The following is a 19,594-nucleotide window of genomic DNA, read 5'->3' on the forward strand; positions in this document are numbered from 1 at the left end:
TTAACCAAACTTTTTAAACCAAATTATGAATAATACCAGACAACGATTAAAGAAAAAAATAAAATACAATACTGTATTTTTATTTTTTATGACCTTTCTGTTAAGCAGCAATATCAATGCTCAGTCGACAGTAATAGAAGGGAAAATCACTGATGCAGCAGGACTCTCATTACCAGGAGTTAATGTTCAGGAAAAAGGAACTAAAAACGGTACTTCTACAGATTTTGAGGGAAGTTTTAAAATCAATGTAACAAGCAATAAAGCTATTTTAGTGATTAGCTATTTGGGTTTTCAGACACAAGAAGTAAGTGTTGCCGGAAAAGCCAGAGTAAATGTTAGCCTTGCAGAACAATCCAACTCGCTTAATGAAGTTGTGGTTGTAGGGTATGGTTCTGTCAAAAAAACAGATCTTACCGGTTCTGTAAGTACAATTAGTGCAGCAACAATTACCGAAAGAAACACCACAAACGCACTGGAAGCAATTCAGGGAAGTACACCGGGAGTTCAGATTTCATCCAGCACTGGTCGTTCAGGTGATGGTTTTAAAGTTGTGATTAGAGGAAATAACTCTTTAATTGGATCTTCTCCATTATACATTGTAGATGGTGTACCAACTGACGGAATTGACTTTTTAAATCCGCAGGACATTGCCAGAATGGATGTTTTGAAAGATGCATCTTCAGCAGCAATTTATGGATCAAGAGGAGCTAGTGGTGTTATCATTGTAACAACCAAAAGCGGTATAAGTGCTAAATCAGGCATTAGTGTTTCTTATGATACTTCTTATGGAACTAAAACTGCCGCAAGACTACCAAAAATGATGAGCGGAGAAGAATGGTGGAAATTTCATCAGGTAGCCTATATGAGTGCTACACCAGCAACACAAACTCCGGCTCAACTTGCGACATTAGCCGGAAATCAAAGCCCATTATTAGTATCAAGAGCCAATAGCGGTTATAATTTTGACTGGTATGATGCCGTACTAAAAACAGGAATGACAGAGAATAATTATTTAAATATTTCAGGTCGCTCAGATTCAGGCTTAAGCTATAATTTAGGTTTTGGTGTTCAGAGTGATAAAGGACTTATCGATAATGACTCTACTGATAAATACTCTTTTAAGTTAGGATTAAACCATAAAATAAATGACAAGTTTTCTACTGGTGCGAACGTAACAATTGCACGTCTTGATACACAATTAGGAAGTGATTTGGCCATGCAGGATGCTTTTAGATTAAGTCCGCTTATGTCGCCATGGGCTGTTGATGCAGCAGGAAACGAAAAAGTAGGTACATTGTTTTTCCTGCCTGGAAAATTAACGTATCCTGACGGATCATGGGCAATCAACAAAACAAGTACCGTAAATCCGTTAATTGAGATTGCAAACTCATCTCAGACAGAAAAAACGTGGCAAACAGTGGGTAATGTATATTTACAATACCAGCCAATGAAATGGTTTTCATTCAAAACAACATTTGCAGCAGGAATCGAAAATACCGTTACAAGTACAGCTTATGGCGCACAAACAAATGCAGGTGTAACTTTAAACGGAAAAAATTCAGCCTCAATTAAAAACTTCAATAATTTCAATTATACCTGGGATAACCAGATCGATTTAAAACACACATTCAATAATGTACATGACGTTAGCGTATTATTATTGCAAAGTTTGTATTCAAATATTGACGAAACATCATATTTATATTCTAACAATCAGCCTTTTGATGTTGGATCAAATAATATGGGATCAGGAGTTCAGACCAGTTATAATTTAAGCTCAGGCTATGCAAAAAATACCTTGAGTTCGTATGCTATTCGTTTAAATTATACATTTAAAGACAAATATTTATTAACGGCTTCAAACAGATGGGATGGTTCATCCGTTTTATCAAAAGATAATAAATGGCAAAATTTCCCATCAGTAGCTTTGGGCTGGAAAATAAGTAAAGAATCATTTTTAGAAAATAATTTGGTTATTTCAGACTTAAAACTTAGAGCCAGTTTAGGATATACAGGAAATGATAATGTAGCTCCTTATACATCTCAGGCATTATTAAATCAACAAACATTTTATGCAAACGGAGCAAATGTAGTATCCGGATGGCAGTCTGAAAATCTTGCAAATCAACAATTAACGTGGGAGAAAACAAGAGAATTGAACTTTGGACTTGATTTTGGATTCTTAAAAAACAGAATCTCAGGTAGTGTTGATGTTTACGACAGATTATCAGATAAGCTAATTTACAAACAACAGTTACCATCTGAGTCAGGTTGGAAAAATACCTATTCAAACGTAGGTTCCGTTAGTAACAAAGGAGTAGAGGTTTTATTAACTACAAAAAATATAAAATCTAAGAATGTAAACTGGGAAACGACTTTCACCTTTACTAAAAACGTGAATAAGTTAGAATCGATTTACAATCAGGATAAAGTAAGCGATATTGGAAACAAACTGATTTTAGGGTCAGAGTTAAACCCAAATTACAACTATGTTTATGATGGTGTATGGCAGGAAAGCGAAGCGGCTCAGGCAGCGGCTTATGGTATGGCACCGGGACAGGCAAGACCGAAAGATTTAAATGGAGACGGAAAATTCAATCAGGATGACAGAACAGTAATTGGAAATGCAAATCCGGATTGGCAGGGAAGTTTATATTCTAAATTGACAGTGGGTCAGTTTGATTTTAACTTTTCTGTACTAACAAGTCAGGGACAAACCGTATTAAGTACTTTTCACCAAAACTTTGCCGATGTAAGCGACAGAGGTCGTCAAAAACTGGCAATGGATTACTTTATTCCAACAAACGGAACAGGTATTCCGGCAAATGCTAACAATACAAATCCAAGACCAGGACCGGTTGCTACAGGAGCCGGAGCTTATTGGACTTCTTTATTTGGCTACTACAGAGATGTATCTTATGTTAAAATTAAAAATATCTCATTAGGATACACTTTCAATTCAGAGTTACTTAAGAAATTAAGAATGAGCAATTTTAGAATTTACATAAATGTTTTAGACCCATTTGTATTTACAAAATTTGACGGATACGATCCGGAGTGGGCTGGTTCAGCTTTTGGTGTAAACCGTCCGGCATCAGTGACAACGCAATTGGGATTAAGTGTTAAATTTTAATAAGATATAAAATGAAAAAAATAATATTAATTTTAGGAATAATCATTACAGTTTTCACTTCATGTAATGACTATATCGAAGAAGAAAGTCTTTCTAATGTTCCGGCTGATGCCACATACAAAACAGCATCAGGTTTTCAGTTATTAGTAAATTCTAATTATGCATGGCTAAAAGGAATTTATGGAGGAAACCCGTGGTTATTTGAATCCGGTACCGATATGTATGCCGAAGGAAGAACCCCTGAACCGGCTGGTTTAAGTCAATATGCCTTATTAATCCCATCTTCCAGCAACGTTGATGAATTGTATATTTCATGTTATCAGCAAATTCAGTCTGTAAACAAAACAGTTTATTATTCAACCATAACAGAACAAACAGCAAACCTGAATACACTTGTTGGCGAAGCAAAATTTTTAAGAGCCAATGCTTATTTTTTATTAGTTCAGACTTATGGCGGGGTTCCAATTGTTTTGGATAATATTACAACGCCTGTTTTATCTTTTAAAAGAAATACAGCAGAAGAGGTTTATACTCAGATTATTTCAGATCTTGATGCAGCATTAGCAAGTGTAAATACTACTGCTTATGCAACCGGAGGAAAAGTAAATAAAAGAGCCGTAAACGATTTATTGGCAAAAGTGTATTTAACAAGAGGTTATGAAACCTTTGGTACTCCGGCAGATTTTACCAAAGCAGCAGCTTATGCAGATGCAGCCATTGCAGGACAAGCTTTAAATATTGCTTTTGACCAATTGTTCAAACCTGGAAATGACTTAAATGCAGAAACTATTTTCTCTGTTCAATATGATAAAGCTTCTACAAGTACATCTCCTACAACATTAGGAAACAATCAGTTTTACTATTTCAGTTCTTATTTAGGAGGTGCAGAAACAGGAGCTCCGCTAAGAAGTTATAATTTATGTCCAACAGATTATGCTTTAGGCCTCTATGAAAAAGGTGATAAAAGATGGGATGCTACCTTCATGACAGAAATTCTGGAAGGCCCGGAAACAACCAATGGCGTTACAAAAACAGTTTTGTATTATCCGTATTACAGAAGTACAAGCCCGGCAACATTAAAAGTGAGACATTTTTATGAGCCAAAATGGTTTACAGCAGCAGACAGAACAGCATGGAATACTGCAAATGCATCCAGAAAATCAGCCACATTTGTATACCACCCTTGGGGAGAATATTCGGCAGCACATACTCTAATTCAGAATTTAGATTGTTATACGATTCCCGTTAAGAAATTTGATGATCCGGATCCAACAACACCATCGAGTACAGGTCCTGTGAGCACAAGAGATATTATTGTAGCAAGATTGGGCGAAACCTATTTGGTAGCAGCTGAGGCGTATTTAAAAGCAGGAAATCCGCAAACAGGATTAGATCGTTTAAACGAAGTAAGAAGAAGAGCAGGAGTTGCAAATGCACTAATTGGAGAATTTAATATCGATTATATTCTAGATGAAAGAGGAAGAGAACTTGTAGGCGAATACAAACGCTGGTTCGATTTAAAACGTACCGGAACATTGGTAGCAAGAGCTTCGGCTTATAATTATAAAATCAAAGCAGCAAATTTTGTTGGAGTAGACGGAAAACTTAAAATTTTAAGACCAATACCACAAACAGCACTTGATTTAAATCAAAACAAGGATTTCCCTCAGAATCCTGGTTATTAGTAATTTGATAATTTATAGAGGTTACGTTTTTTTGAAGAAGTTAAAAAGGAGTTCGATGCCTGTATCGGACTCCTTTCTTAACTAAAAAAATAGATTCATTTTAATGCGAAAAATTGTATTCATATTAGTATTTATTACCTGCACCGTATCGGCGCAGCAAAGTTACATTGTAGATACATCCTACACGGTAAAAAGTACTTATGCCAAGCTGATCAAAAAATATCCATTTATAAAAATAGCAGAAGCAAAAGATAATCCGGATAATACCAAAATTGAAAATATAGTTTATTACAAAAACAATAACAGAGCATTGCATCTGGATGCTTTTTACAATAAAAAGCAAAAATCAAATCCTGCTGTAATAGTAATACATGGCGGCGGATGGAAATCAGGAAACAAAGACCAAATGCAGGTTTTAGCACAGGAAATAACCTCAAAAGGATATTCGTGCTTTGCGATAGAATACAGATTGTCACTCGAGGCAAAATATCCTCAGGGAATTTATGATGTCAAAAATGCGATCAGATTTATAAAAGATAATGCGAAAAAATTTCATGTAGATCCAAATAAAATTGCCGTTTTAGGATGTTCTTCGGGAGGTCAAATGGCAGCTTTAATTGGTACAACAAATGAGAACTTAGCTTTTGAAGATCAGCAATACAAGAGTAAATCAAATTCGAAAGTACAGGCTATAATTGATGTAGACGGAATTCTCGCCTTTAAGCATTCTGAATCCGAAGAAGGAGAAATGGCAGCATTTTGGCTTGGAGGTTCTTATGAAGAGAAACCGGAGAATTGGAAAAATGCTTCGGCATTAAATAATACCAATAAAGAGACACCTCCTGTATTGTTTATCAATAGTAGTTTTAGCAGGTTTCATGCTGGCAGAGATGATATGATAGCGATTTTAAATCAGCATAAGATTTACAATGAGATACATACTATTGATAATTCGCCGCATTCGTTTTGGTTTTTTCAGCCCTGGTTGGATGAAACAGTAAAGTACACAACACAATTTTTAAACAAGGTATTTAAGTAATTGTAATAAAAATAAAGACAAACGTTAACTAAAAAAATATGTTTAAACCTGTTTTCATAAAGGCTCATTTTACGATTCTGTTGCTATTTATTTTGAGTAGTAAAATTATTGGACAAACAAAAGAAAATATCAAACCTGACAATAATTTAAAATGGTCAGAAAGAACAGCCAATACAATCCTGAATAAATATCCCAATGCCTGGCAGATCGACGGGACAGAGAAACCAAAATGGGACTATAAAATGGGATTAGTATTGTCGGCTTTTGAAAAACTGTATCAAAAAACAAACAACGAAAAGTATTTCAATTACATAAAAGGATATGCAGATGAAATGATTGATGCTGATGGAAACATCAAAAAGTATGAAATGAGCGAGTACAATATCGATTGTGCAAATCCCGGAAAACTGCTTTTTAATTTATACAACAAAACAAAAGACAATCGCTATTTAAAAGTATTACAACAGTTAAGAACTCAACTCGAGAGTCAGCCCAGAACAGCAAGCGGAGGATTCTGGCACAAACAAATTTATCCCAATCAAATGTGGATTGATGGTTTATACATGGCAGAACCTTTTTATACCCAATATACGGTTACTTATGAAAAAGGTAAAGCACTCGATGATATTGCCAGACAATTTGAGTTGGTTCAAAAACATTTAACAGATCAAAAAACAGGATTAGTATATCATGCCTGGGATGAAAGCAAGGAAATAGGATGGGCAAATAAAGAAACAGGAACATCGCCAACTATCTGGGGACGCGGAATTGGCTGGTACATGATGGCGTTAGTAGAAACACTGGATTATTATCCAAAAACAAATAAAAACTATAAAACACTGATAGGGTACTTCAATCAAATTGCCAAAAGCGCCAATCAGTATAAAAGTCCATCAGGTTTATGGTATCAGGTTGCCGACAAACCTGAGATAGAAGGTAATTTTCTGGAATCGTCATCATCAGGAATGATTATCTATGCTTTGGCAAAAGGAGCAGACAAAGGATATTTAAGTTCCAATTATAAAAAGATTGCCCAGAAATCATTCGATGCCTTTATAAAAGAGTTTGTGAAAACAGATGAAAAAGGAGAGATTGTAATCTCTAATGTTTCATCGAATGTAGGTTTAGGAGGAAAACCATTTCGAGACGGAACAAATCAATATTATATCAACAGCAAAACAAAAGATAATAGCTCGCCTGCCTTAGCTGCATTTTTGTTAAGCGCAATCGAATTAAACAAATAAACCAGCATTTGGACATGAAAAAAAATAGAAATTATATTGCTTCAATCATGCTAATGAGTCTGATTGTATTTTCGGTACTAAAAAGTACTGCCCAGGGATCTTCAGAGAAAAATAATATAATTTCTAAAGATTTAAAATGGTCAGAAAGAATGGCACTTTCTATTATGAAACGTGATCCAAAAGCATGGCAAATCGATAATAACGAAAAGCCCAAATGGGATTATAAACTTGGTTTAGTAACCATGTCTTTTCAGGAACTTTACAAAAAGACCAAAAATCCTGTTTATGCCAATTATGTAAAAGAATATGGCGAAACCGTGATTAATAGTTCAGGAGAAATCATGAATTATAAACTGGAAGACTACAATATTGATTATGTAAATGCCGGAAAAATACTTTTCGATCTTTATAAAACAACAAAAGACAATCGTTATCTGATTGCCATGCAAACGCTGAGAAAACAATTAGAAACACATCCAAGAACAAATTCAGGCGGGTTCTGGCATAAAAAAATATACCCGTATCAAATGTGGCTTGACGGATTGTATATGGGAACACCTTTTTATGCCCGTTATACAGTAGAATTTGATAAAGGAAAAGATCTGGATGATGTAGCCAGACAGTTTGAGCAAATTCATTTACACACTATTGATCCAAAAACAGGATTGCTTTTTCATGCTTGGGACGAAAGTAAACAAATGCCCTGGGCGAACAAAGAAACAGGAACTTCACCAAATTTCTGGTCACGTTCTATTGGCTGGTATATGATGGCTCTGGTAGATGTTCTGGATTATATGCCAAAAGATCATCCAAAAAGAAAAGAACTGATTCAATATCTAAATGAAATTTCAACAGCAGTTGCAAAATATCAGGATCCGTCAGGATTGTGGTTTCAGGTTACAGATTCAGGAACCAAAGCAGGAAATTATCTCGAAGCATCAGGATCAGAAATGTTTGTTTATGCTTTTGCAAAAGGGGTAAAAAAAGGATATTTACCTAAAGGTTACAAACAACTGGCAGAAAAGGGATTTGACGGAATAATCAATAAATTAGTCACGGTAGATCCTGATGGAGAAATTCATATTACACAAGTTTGTGCCAGTGCCGGATTAGGAGGAAATCCGTATCGTGATGGTTCTTATGATTATTACATCAAAGAAAAAATAAAAACAGATAACTCGCATGGGTTAGGGCCGTTTATTCTGGCAGCATTAGAATTAGAAAAATAGTAGAATTTAAATATATTTTGAAATGAAAAATAATAAAAGACAAGGTTATTTTACATCAGTTGCTTTAGTGTGTTTAATGGCTTTTACGAGTTGCAAAGTGACTTCGCAGGAACCGGCAAAAAAAGAAATAGTAATTTCTAAAGATCTAAAATGGTCTGATAAAATGGCTTTGACCTTAATGAAACGTCACCCGGAAGCGTATATGATCGACGATTCAAAAGTCGCTAAATGGGATTATGTTCACGCTTTGGTTTTACATTCTATTGAAGAATTGTACAAGAAAAATCCCGATCCGCGTTACAAAGCTTATATCAGAGGATATGTCGATGCATTAGTTCAGGAAGACGGAACCATCAAAACCTACGAATTCGACAAATACAATATCGATTTGGTGGTGCCGGGACGTTTATTGTTTGATATTTATGCAGAAACCAAACAGGATAAATATCTAAAAGCACTACAATTAGTACGCAAGCAATTGACAGAACAGCCAAGAACAGCCAGTGGTGGATTCTGGCACAAACAAATTTATCCAAACCAAATGTGGTTAGATGGTTTGTACATGGGTGAACCATTTTATGCACAATACACAGCAACGTTTGAAAACGGAAAAAGTTTTGATGATATCGCCAAACAATTCGAACTGATTCAGCTTCATGCAACAGATCCAAAAACCGGATTATTATATCATGGTTGGGATGAAAGCAAACAAATGGCGTGGGCAAATAAAGAAACAGGAAATTCGCCAAATTTCTGGTCAAGAGCTTTAGGCTGGTACGTTATGGCATTGGTTGATGTTTTGGATTATATGCCAAAAGAACATCCTAAACAAAAAGAACTTATAAAATACTTAAACAATGCCTGTGCAGCCCTGGCAAAATATCAGGACAAATCAGGATTGTGGTATCAGGTAACTGACAAAGGAGGAAAAGAAGGAAATTACCTTGAAGCATCAGGATCATCAATGTTTGCGTATGCTTTTGCAAAAGGTGCCAACAAAGGATATTTACCGGCAAAATATAAAAAATTAGCCAACAAAGCCTTTGATGGTTTAACCACTAAATTAATCACAAAAGTAGATGCCGATGGAGGAATTACATTAACACATGCTTGTCAGGTTGCAGGTTTAGGCGGTACACCATATCGCGACGGTTCGTATGAATATTATGTGAAAGAAAGAAAAAAAGACAACGATCCTAAAGCAACCGGACCTTTTATTCTGGCAGCTATAGAATTGAACAGATAGGTTAAATATTATTCTTAACAGAGCCCTGACAGTTTATTAAAATCTGTCAGGTCTCAATAAAAAGTGAATAAAGTAGTAATTACAATATATTGTTGTATTCAAAAAAATAGAAAAAATATACAATATATTGATTTTTGAGTTGCATAGATTAATATCACCTCTTTATGACTTTACGACTTTCAAACTTTCGGCTAACTTAATATCAGAAATGAAAAATATAAAAACCATACTCCTTCTTTTATTAGCAATATTTTCAATCCAGAAGAATAATGCCCAGGTTTGGGTACCTGATAATGGAGACGGGACTTACACCAATCCAATCATTCATGCCGATTATTCAGATCCGGATGTGGTGCGGGTAGGAGATGATTTTTATATGACAGCATCGTCTTTCAACTGTATACCGGGATTACCTGTTCTACATTCTAAAGATCTTGTAAACTGGAAAATTATCAGTTATGCACTAGCGAAACAACCACCATTCGAAACCTACAATAAAGTGCAGCATGGCAATGGCGTTTGGGCTCCAAGTATTACTTTTCATAACAATGAATTCTATATTTATTATCCCGATCCTGATTTTGGAATTTATATGATAAAATCAAAAAAAGCCGAAGGCCCGTGGTCTGAACCACTTTTAGTAAAAGAAGGAATCGGACTGATAGATCCTAGTCCGTTATGGGATGATGACGGAAAAGCCTATCTCGTTCACGCCTTTGCCGGAAGTCGTGCACAAATAAAAAGTTTACTCGTAGTTTGCAGTATGAATCCTGAAGGAACAATTGTCAATAATGATCAGGTTATGGTCATTGACGGACACGAAAGTGAAGGAACAATCGAAGGGCCAAAATTTTACAAACGAAACAATTACTATTACATTTTTGCTCCGGCTGGCGGAGTTGCCACAGGCTGGCAAACCGTTTTAAGGTCTAAAAATGTATTTGGGCCTTATGAAAAGAAAAAAGTTTTAGAGCAGGGATCAACCAAAATAAACGGACCACATCAGGGAGCTTGGGTACAAACACAAACCGGAGAAGACTGGTTTATTCATTTTCAGGACAAAGGAGCTTATGGCAGAATTGTACATCTGCAACCCATGAAATGGGAAAAAGACTGGCCGATAATGGGGCAGGATTTTGATAAAAACGGAATTGGAGAACCCGTAACCACATTTAAAAAGCCAAATATTGGGAAAAAATATCCAATAGAAAATCCGGAAACCTCAGATGAGTTCAACGAACCAAAGCTGGGTTTGCAATGGCAATGGCAGGCAAATGCTCAGATTAACTGGGGATTTCCAACCAGTTTAGGCTACTTAAATTTATTTTGCCAAACCACATTAAAAGATGATCAGAAAATTTTTGATGCTCCCAATTTATTATTGCAAAAATTCCCCGCCGAAGAGTTTACGGCAACAACCAAAATGACTTTTAATACCAGATTAAACGGAGAATCAACAGGACTTATAATTATGGGCTTAGACTATAGTTATTTGTGTTTTAAAAATGATAATGGTAAACTCTGTCTGAGTCAGAAAACAGGCACCTTTAATAAAACAGTTTCTGAGAATGAAACCAAACCGGTTTTAATCGCAAATAATACCATTTACCTAAGAGTAAAAGTTAAAAAAGGAGGAATCTGCAGTTTCTTTTATAGCACAGATGATAAAAATTATCAGGCAATAGGAACTGATTTTACATCAAAAGAAGGAAAATGGATTGGTGCAAAATTAGGACTTTTTGCATTGAGTCAAAAAGTAACAAACGATTCGGGAAATGTAGCCATAGATTGGTTTAGAATAACAAAATAAGGAAAAAATGATTCCATTAAAAAAACATATCATTTTAGTTTTGCTTAGCATTGGTTTTTGTGCACATGCTCAAAACACGAAAAAAGCGAATCTTTTTACCGTTGCTTTAGACGGTTCAGGCGATTTTACCAAAATTCAGGATGCAGTTTATGCTTGTCCCGCATTTCCGTATGAAAAAGTTACCATTTATGTAAAAAACGGAATTTACAACGAAAAAGTCCGAATTCCGGAATGGAACACCAATGTGGTTTTGCAGGGAGAAAGCAAAGAACAGACAATCATTACTTTTGATGATAATTTTTCTAAAATCAATTTAGGAAGAAACAGTACTTTTTATACCTATACGCTTTTAGTAGAAGGTGATGGTTTTTCAGCATCCAATTTAACCATTAAAAATGCTTCAGGAGATCATGGTCAGGGTATTGCATTATCGGTAGTGGCAAACAGGGCAAAAATTTCAAACTGTATTCTTTTAGGAAATCAGGATACATTGTATTTGTCTGGCAAAGCTGCAAAACAATATTTTAAAGATTGTTATATCGAAGGTACAACCGATTTTATTTTTGGAAGCGCAATAGCATTATTTGAAAATTGCCAGATTCACAGCATTAAGAGTTCTTATATTACAGCAGCTTCTACACTACAAAATACACCATTTGGGTTTGTTTTCAAAAATTGCAAACTAACAGCAGAACCATCTGCAACAGCCGTTTATTTAGGAAGACCATGGCGTATTTATGCCAAAACAGTATATATCAATTGCGACATGGGAAAACAAATAAAACCCGAAGGCTGGGAAAACTGGTCAAAACCTGAAGCTGAAAAAAATGCCTTTTATGCCGAATACAATTGTAAAGGCGAAGGTTTTCAGCCCACAAAAAGAGTTTCGTGGTCCCATCAGCTCACAAAAAAAGAAGCCGAAAAATATAGCACAGAAAATATCCTAAAAGACTCCATTCCGGATTGGTATTCAGATTTGACTGTTAGAAAGTAATTGATAAAAAGTCATTTAGTAAAAAAACAAGTATAAAAACAGAAACCTTAGAATCTCAGAACCTTAGCAACTTAGCACCTTTAAAAAAAATGAACTTTAAATATTTTATTCTTCTGTTAATTTCATGGACTTCTTTTGCTCAGCATAACGAATTTCCGAGCGCAAAAGTGGATTCGATTGTGAACAGAATTCAGCTTCCGGTAATTCCTTCTTTTCAAATTAATGTTTTGAAATTAGGTGCAAAAGGAGATTCAATTACCAACAACAAAGCGGCATTTGACAAAGCAATGGCTTTATGTAAAAAGAACAATGGCGGAACTATTATTGTGCCCAAAGGAATTTATAAAGTAAATGGTCCAATACATTTTGTAAGCAATGTAAACCTTAAATTAGAAAAAGGAGCAAAAATAAAATTCAGTGACAAACCAGAAGATTATTTGCCAATGGTTTTAACCAGTTGGGAAGGAACGATGTTGTATAATTACAGTCCGTTAATTTATGCCTACGAATGTTCGAATATTGCCATAACAGGAGAAGGAACAATTGATGGAGAAGGAGGAAAAACCTGGAAAAGTTTTAAAGCCAAAGAAGGAAAAGGAAAAGATTTGAGCCGTGAAATGAATCACAATAATACCGCTTTAAAAGACAGAAAGTTTGGTGATGGTTATTTTTTGCGTCCGCAAATGATTCAGTTTTTTAATTGTAAAAACATTTTAGTCGAAAACATCCGAATCGAAAATTCGCCTTTCTGGTGTTTACATTTATTAAAATCCCAAAGTATTACGGTACGCGGAGTAAGCTACAAATCATTAAACTATAACAATGATGGTATTGATCCGGAATATGCAAAAGATGTCCTGATTGAAAATGTAAATTTCGATAATGGAGATGATAATGTGGCAATTAAAGCAGGAAGAGATCATGAAGGAAGAGCAAATGCAGCAACGCCAAGCGAAAACATCGTAATCAGAAATTGTAATTTTAAAGGACTTCATGGTGTTGTCATTGGGAGCGAAATGTCGGCAGGAGTACAAAATGTATATGTCGAAAATTGTAAAACTGTCGGGTATTTAAAAAGAGGAATTTATTTAAAAACCAATGCCGACAGAGGCGGTTTTATAAAAAATGTTTTTGTTCGAAACATTCAACTCGATGAAGTAGAAGATTGCCTTTATATTACAGCAAATTATCACGGAGAAGGAAATGGATTTCAGTCCGACATTTCCAATATTTCATTTTCGAACATTAGCTGTAACAAAGCAACAGCTTCGGGAATTGTAATTCAGGGATTTCCGGATAAAAAAGTTCGCAATATCTCTTTGAATGATATCGATATAAAATGGGCAAAAAACGCCATTTCAAGTACAAATGCCGAAAATGTTTTATTAAATGAAGTTTTTATCGGAGAAAAAGCAACAGTGCCAACATCAGCGAAATAATTTTTTAAGAAGCTGCAAAGGAACAGAAGGACAAAGAGGCAAAGGTTTTTTGTAACGTTATATTACAATTTGAGAAACATTAATCTGATAGAAATCGCAGGATAGAAAAGTAATTCGGCAAAGAATATTGAATAAAAACCGAAGTAAGTTTAAAAAATAAGAAGTACAAAAAACGAATAAAATGAAATATTATCTATTTATCATCTGTTTGGTGACTACATGCTGTTTTGCTCAAAAAACAACATTATACACCATTGGCGATTCTACAATGGCAAACAAAAAAGATTCAGATCGCAATCCGGAACACGGTTGGGCACAAGTACTTCAGCCTTTTTTTACGAGCAATATAGTAGTCGAAAATAAAGCAGTAAACGGCAGAAGTACCAAGAGTTTTATAACCGAAAAACGCTGGGATTCTATTTATAAAAAACTAAAAAAAGGCGATTACGTTTTTATCGAATTTGGTCATAATGATGAAAAGATAGAAGATTCTGCACGTTATACCAATCCGCATACAAGTTACAGATATAACTTAATCAGGTTTGTAAAAGAAAGCCGTGAAAAAGGCGCAACACCGGTTTTGCTAACTTCTATTGCAAGACGTAATTTTAACGAAAAAGGCGTTTTAGTTCCCACGCACGGAGACTATCCTTTAGAAACCCGATTGGTTGCACAGGAATATAAAGTTCCTTTTATTGATTTAGAATATTATACAGAATTGATGGAACAATCATACGGACCGGAAAAATCTAAGCAACTGCACTTACACTTTAAAGCAGGAGAAAATCCTTATTATGATAAAGACAAAAATGATGATACACATCTGTCTTTAAAAGGAGCTACAGAAATTGCACAAATTGTAATTAATCAAATTAAGATGTTAAATGATCCTGGTCTGGAAAAGCTTAAAAAGGGAATTAAATAAGAAATGGTTTAGATAAAAAAATAAAAAGAATCAGAATGTTGAACCATAAGAAACCTAATTTTATGATGAAAAAAGTCTTAATCTGTTAGTATAAAACCGTTTAGAGGTAGTTCTGTTTTATTAAGAATGAGATATTTGTAGATATGTAATAATATTAAGAATTTGTTAGAAAGTAAAATTGTTAATTGTTTTCTTAATATTCTATTTCTAAATATTTTGATGATTTTTTTAAAAAGAGAACTTCGGTTCTCTTTTTTTGTTTAATTAATTATCCTTAAAAAAGAGCAGGTACAACGAATAACAGAGTAGCAAATTTCATCGAAAATGACGTTTTTTATTTAGATTAATTGATTTTAAATTGTAGATAAATAAAAAGACAAAAGCAATGAAAAACACAATCAGATTTTATCTGTCAGGGGCATTAATAACTATGATTTTTGCCAGTAGTAGTGCACAACAAAAAACAACTACAGAGAGTATTGTTTTAAAAAACAGTTCAGCTTTAACCTTGTCACAAAAGGCAATTTCAATAAATAGAAACCAGCTTTTACAGCGTGATATTACAGGGAAATTTCCAATTCTAATTCATAAAAAAGATACCATTCCGGCGCAGGTAAACGATCTTGATGGTGACGGAAAATGGGATGAACTTTTTTTAGTAGCCGATTTTTCTCCAAACGAAAAGAAAACGCTGGAATTAAAATGGTCAGAAACAGATCCTAAATATCCGGTAAAAACAAGCGTAAGATTTGGTAAACGAGAAGCTAAAAACCTGCCAGTTCACTCTGATACCCAAGAAGTATTAATGGCAAATCAGGTACACAAAAAACTGGGCTATCAAAAATACCAAACTGACGGACCAACCTGGGAAAATGATAAAGTAGGTTTTAGACATTATCTGGATGGAAGAAACTCGAAAGATGTTTTTGGAAAAAAAATCCCGGCTATAACTCCGGAAGATGTTGGAATTAACAGCAAAGGTGCTGTCGAAGATAATTACCATGTGATGTACGATTGGGGAAGGGATATTTTTCCTGTTGGAAATTCAGTTGGTTTAGGAGGTTACGCCTTATTGATTGATAACCAAATCCAAAGACTTGGTATTCTTGCCAATGATACTGTAAATAACGTAGAGAAAACCACATTTAAAATAGTAAGTGAAGGACCTGTAAAATCTGTTTTGAGCTATAATTATCAAAACTGGAAAGCTTCAGGAAACGAATATCAGGTACAGGAAACCACTTCAATCTGGCCGGGAATGTATGCTTATGAAAATACAGTAACCATAAACAGATTAAAAGGTAAAGAAACTTTTTTGGCGGCACTTTCCAATTTAAATAATAAAAACCCGCTAAAAGTAATAGAATCAGGAGACTGGGTTTGTCTTATTCAGCACGACTACTTAACTTATGAACGTCAGTGGATTTTGGGAACGGCGATTTTAGTACCCAAAAAAATCTACAAAGGTTATATCGAAGCTCCAAAAACAGGTCAGTTAACAGATTCATATCTGGCAAAATTAGCTGTAGAAAATAATAAACCAATAAGCTATTATGCAATTGCAGGCTGGGAATTAAGTGCTGATAAAAACTTTAAAGATGCGGCGTATTTTACAAATTATGTAACCAATCTGGCAAAGCAGCTTTCGGTAAAAGTGAAAGTAGAAATTGCAAAGTAAATCATTAAAAAAACAGGTAAAAAGCACAAAGTTGGATAAAACTATTGCTTAGACTAAAGCATTCCTGGACTAAATTTTCCTCAATGCAACGTGATTTTGGGGCAATAAGAATGAAAAAAAAGGAATATTCAGGCTCAATTAAAGAGAAAAGCGTATTGTTTTGAAAAAATAATTTGATCTGCGCTACAAAGCCCTGTTTTAAGGTGCTAAAAATAAGTGTCTGATTATTAGTTTATTGTTGGCTTAAGATTTTTAAAAAGCCGGAAAGGAAAGTAAATGTTAAGATTTATACGGAAAAATGGTAATAAATTTAACAGCAAATTTGTTGTATCTACCGAGCAAACTTTTATTTTTGCGACTTAATTTAATAATTATAAGCATGAAAGATCTATTAGAAAAAATCCACGCCGAAATTGAAACATTTAAAGTTGAGGCTGACTCATTAACTGAAAAAGGTATTAAAGCTGCAGGAGCAAGAGCACGTAAATCAACTTTAGAAATTGAAAAACTTTTAAAAGAATTCAGAAAAGTTTCTATCGAAGAATCAAAAAAATAATACTACTAAAAACCTCGTTTCACAACGAGGTTTTTTTTTGAGCGTTTTTACTATCATGATAAAACTTAGAACCTTATCGATTCAGGATCTTAGTAACCCTAAATAGAATTTCTGTCTATAAAATTAAAAGGAACCTTGAACTGACCTTTTTCTTTATTCAGAATCATTCGGGCAGCAGTTTCCCCCATTATATTAAAGTCTGTAGACATGACAGTTATTCCTAATAATTCTTTAAGAGGTGTTTCGTTATAAGAGATAACACCTATCTCTTTCCCCAGAATAAATTCTTCATCCCGAATCTGTTTCATCAAATTCACCAGATCAGATTCTTCAATAGTAATAAATAAATCTCCTTTTTTAAGAATCATATCGTCGTAGACCTCACTTAAAATTTCAAAATTAATTTCGTGTTCCACACAAAATTTTCTAAAACCATGTAAAATTCTTCGCGGATAAGGGTATACAGCTTTGTCAGGATAAACTAAGATTAAGCGCTTGTATTTGGTTATTTTAGAAAGACCTTCTTTTAAGGCGTTATAAATATCATTTTCAAAATCCTGATAAATTTTAATAACATTATCACCGGTTCCTAGTTTGATATTATCCAAAACAACCAGTTTTTCTTGTGGAATATTTTTGATGGCATTTACCACTTCATCAGTAAAGCTTAGATGTTTTAATTCATCGGTTTTAAAATGCGTTGTGATTACATAATAATCATAAGCGCCTTCAAACTTATCCAGGATATTTAAAAATAGTGTTTCATCGCAATGGTAAATCTGTAAATCGACATGCGCATTTGCCCCAAGAGTATTAATGAAAGAACTGTACGTTTTCATTTTATAAGAACTCAGTTTATTGGTCAGGAACAAAATATTTACCTTAGACTCTAGTTTTGTTCGGGTAATATAATAGCCTTTTCCTCTGATAGAAGAGATTATTTTTCGCTCTTTTAAAATATTATAAGCCTTTTCAACCGTATCTCTCGACATATAAAACTCCTCGCTAAAACTATTGATGGATGGAATTTTTTGATTGATTTTTAAATTTCCATTAGCAATATTCTGCAAGATAGAGTCTACAATTTGTTTGTATTTAGGAACTCTCGAATCTTCATCTATTTTAATCAGTTTAATCATTTTTTGTGGCTTATAAATTATGCGACAATTTGCTGTAAGGTCGTTTTGACTTATAATTGGAACAAAAGTTTAATCTTAAAACAGATAAAATAGCCCATCTGGCAATTTTCTCACAAACCTTTTAAAATTAAATAAGGCTTATTGTATGTTTTACTGATATGTTTATTGCTGGCAAATTGAGGATATAATAATTACGAAATCGATTGCTAAAATAGAAATTTTAAATTTATATTTCCAATATAATTAGGTTGTTCTTTATGATATTGCTCAGTTTTAACATAAATTGTAAGAGTATAAAGGATAGTACAGGACAGTTTTCTTTTTTACATTCTATTATTTTACAAAACCAAACTAACTTTCAAATTAACCAAAAACAAAAACATTAAATGGAGTCATTATTAGGAATCATTTTTCATTCTATTGGGGGCTTTTCTTCGGGTAGTTTTTATATGCCTTTTAAGAAAGTAAAAAATTGGGCTTGGGAAAGCTACTGGATCATTGGAGGATTTTTCTCCTGGCTGATAGTTCCGCCAATTGCAGCTTACTTAACGATTCCAAATTTTACTGATATTATTGCCACAGCATCACCAACTATAAGAGCATTTACATTTTTAATGGGATTGATTTGGGGAGTTGGAGGATTAACCTACGGATTAGGGATTCGATATCTTGGAATGTCGTTAGGAAACTCCATCATGTTAGGATTTTGCTCTGCATTTGGTGCTTTAGTTCCTTCTATATACTACGATTTATATCCCACAGCAGGAAAAGTTTCTTTTAGCGATATGCTTTCAAACACAGGCGGACAACTGGTTTTATCAGGAGTTGCGGTTTGTCTTGTAGGTATTGCAATATCAGGAAAAGCCGGAGTTTTAAAAGAAAAAGATTTTGCAACAGGTCATGAAGATAAAGACAAAGATTTTAGTTTAGTAAAAGGCTTAATAATAGCCGTTATTTCGGGGATTTTGAGCTCGTTTTTCAACTACGGAATCGAAGCCGGAAAACCTATGGCAGAAACAGCAGTAAACTACGGCTGTAACCCATTATTTCAAAACAATGTTACTTATATCGTTTTGATGTGGGGAGGTCTAACCACCAATTTTATCTGGTGTATGTACCTTAACTTTAAAAATAAAACATTCTCAGATTATACCAATACAAAAACACCAATTGCTAAAAACGTATTTTTTTCAGCAGTGGCAGGAACCATGTGGTTTTTACAATTTTTCTTTTACGGAATGGGAGAAAGCAAATTAGGAAACGGTGCAAGTTCATGGATATTACACATGGCAACCATTATTCTGACTGCAAATTTCTGGGGGTTTTACCTGAAAGAATGGTCAGGAGTTTCTAAAAAAACAATACGAACTTTTGCATGGGGAATTGGTTTAATAATGCTTTCGATTGTGCTGGTCGGAATTGGAAATTCATTGTAGAAAAAAGAAAATAAACAGTAAAACATATGTCCAATACAACA

The 19,594-nt window shown here is 34.3% G+C and carries 14 protein-coding genes; 13 read left to right on the forward strand and 1 reads right to left on the reverse strand.

Annotated elements, in window-relative coordinates:
- The first annotated feature begins 25 nt into the window (after positions 1–25).
- The 12 genes from A4F88_RS10050 (at position 26) to A4F88_RS10105 (ending at position 16,978) form a co-directional block, all read left to right on the forward strand.
- A complete protein-coding gene (locus tag A4F88_RS10050; RefSeq protein ID WP_068842479.1) occupies positions 26–3,133 on the forward strand; it encodes a SusC/RagA family TonB-linked outer membrane protein in 3,108 nt (1,035 codons plus the stop codon).
- An 11-nt stretch (positions 3,134–3,144) separates the two neighbouring features.
- A complete protein-coding gene (locus A4F88_RS10055) occupies positions 3,145–4,818 on the forward strand; it encodes a RagB/SusD family nutrient uptake outer membrane protein (protein ID WP_068842480.1) in 1,674 nt (557 codons plus the stop codon).
- Positions 4,819–4,921: 103 nt separating this feature from the next.
- A complete protein-coding gene (locus tag A4F88_RS10060; protein ID WP_068842481.1) occupies positions 4,922–5,857 on the forward strand; it encodes an alpha/beta hydrolase in 936 nt (311 codons plus the stop codon).
- Positions 5,858–5,895: 38 nt separating this feature from the next.
- A complete protein-coding gene (locus A4F88_RS10065; protein ID WP_068842482.1) occupies positions 5,896–7,101 on the forward strand; it encodes a glycoside hydrolase family 88/105 protein in 1,206 nt (401 codons plus the stop codon).
- A gap of 14 nt (positions 7,102–7,115) precedes the next feature.
- Positions 7,116–8,330: a glycoside hydrolase family 88/105 protein gene (locus A4F88_RS10070; protein ID WP_068842483.1), complete on the forward strand. Its 1,215-nt coding sequence runs from the start codon at positions 7,116–7,118 to the stop codon at positions 8,328–8,330.
- 22 nt (positions 8,331–8,352) lie between these two features.
- A complete protein-coding gene (locus tag A4F88_RS10075; RefSeq protein ID WP_068842484.1) occupies positions 8,353–9,576 on the forward strand; it encodes a glycoside hydrolase family 88/105 protein in 1,224 nt (407 codons plus the stop codon).
- Positions 9,577–9,784: 208 nt separating this feature from the next.
- Complete coding sequence (locus A4F88_RS10080; RefSeq protein ID WP_068842485.1) at positions 9,785–11,386, forward strand: glycoside hydrolase family 43 protein; 1,602 nt, start codon at positions 9,785–9,787, stop codon at positions 11,384–11,386.
- A gap of 7 nt (positions 11,387–11,393) precedes the next feature.
- Positions 11,394–12,380: a pectinesterase family protein gene (locus A4F88_RS10085; protein WP_068842486.1), complete on the forward strand. Its 987-nt coding sequence runs from the start codon at positions 11,394–11,396 to the stop codon at positions 12,378–12,380.
- Between the two features lie 89 nt (positions 12,381–12,469).
- Positions 12,470–13,819, forward strand: a complete 1,350-nt coding sequence (locus A4F88_RS10090) for a glycoside hydrolase family 28 protein (protein ID WP_068842487.1) — start codon at positions 12,470–12,472, stop codon at positions 13,817–13,819.
- A 181-nt stretch (positions 13,820–14,000) separates the two neighbouring features.
- Positions 14,001–14,744 (forward strand): rhamnogalacturonan acetylesterase, encoded by a 744-nt coding sequence (locus tag A4F88_RS10095; RefSeq protein ID WP_068842488.1) that lies wholly within the window; start codon positions 14,001–14,003, stop codon positions 14,742–14,744.
- Positions 14,745–15,129: 385 nt separating this feature from the next.
- Positions 15,130–16,422, forward strand: a complete 1,293-nt coding sequence (locus A4F88_RS10100; RefSeq protein WP_068842489.1) for a DUF4861 domain-containing protein — start codon at positions 15,130–15,132, stop codon at positions 16,420–16,422.
- A 379-nt stretch (positions 16,423–16,801) separates the two neighbouring features.
- Positions 16,802–16,978, forward strand: coding sequence for a histone H1 (locus A4F88_RS10105; RefSeq protein ID WP_068842490.1), 177 nt, complete (start codon positions 16,802–16,804; stop codon positions 16,976–16,978).
- 98 nt (positions 16,979–17,076) lie between these two features.
- Here the strand turns inward: A4F88_RS10105 and A4F88_RS10110 are convergent, their stop codons facing one another.
- Positions 17,077–18,117 carry a GntR family transcriptional regulator gene (locus tag A4F88_RS10110; protein ID WP_068842491.1) on the reverse strand — a complete coding sequence of 347 codons (1,041 nt, stop codon included), beginning with the start codon at positions 18,115–18,117 and terminating at the stop codon, positions 17,077–17,079.
- Between the two features lie 386 nt (positions 18,118–18,503).
- On the opposite strand from A4F88_RS10110, the gene rhaT reads away from it, so the two are divergent.
- Positions 18,504–19,553: an L-rhamnose/proton symporter RhaT gene (gene rhaT, locus A4F88_RS10115; RefSeq protein WP_068842492.1), complete on the forward strand. Its 1,050-nt coding sequence runs from the start codon at positions 18,504–18,506 to the stop codon at positions 19,551–19,553.
- The last annotated feature ends 41 nt before the right edge of the window (positions 19,554–19,594 follow it).

The organism is Flavobacterium chilense (genome assembly GCF_001602525.1).
Classification (GTDB): Bacteria; Bacteroidota; Bacteroidia; order Flavobacteriales; family Flavobacteriaceae; genus Flavobacterium; species Flavobacterium chilense.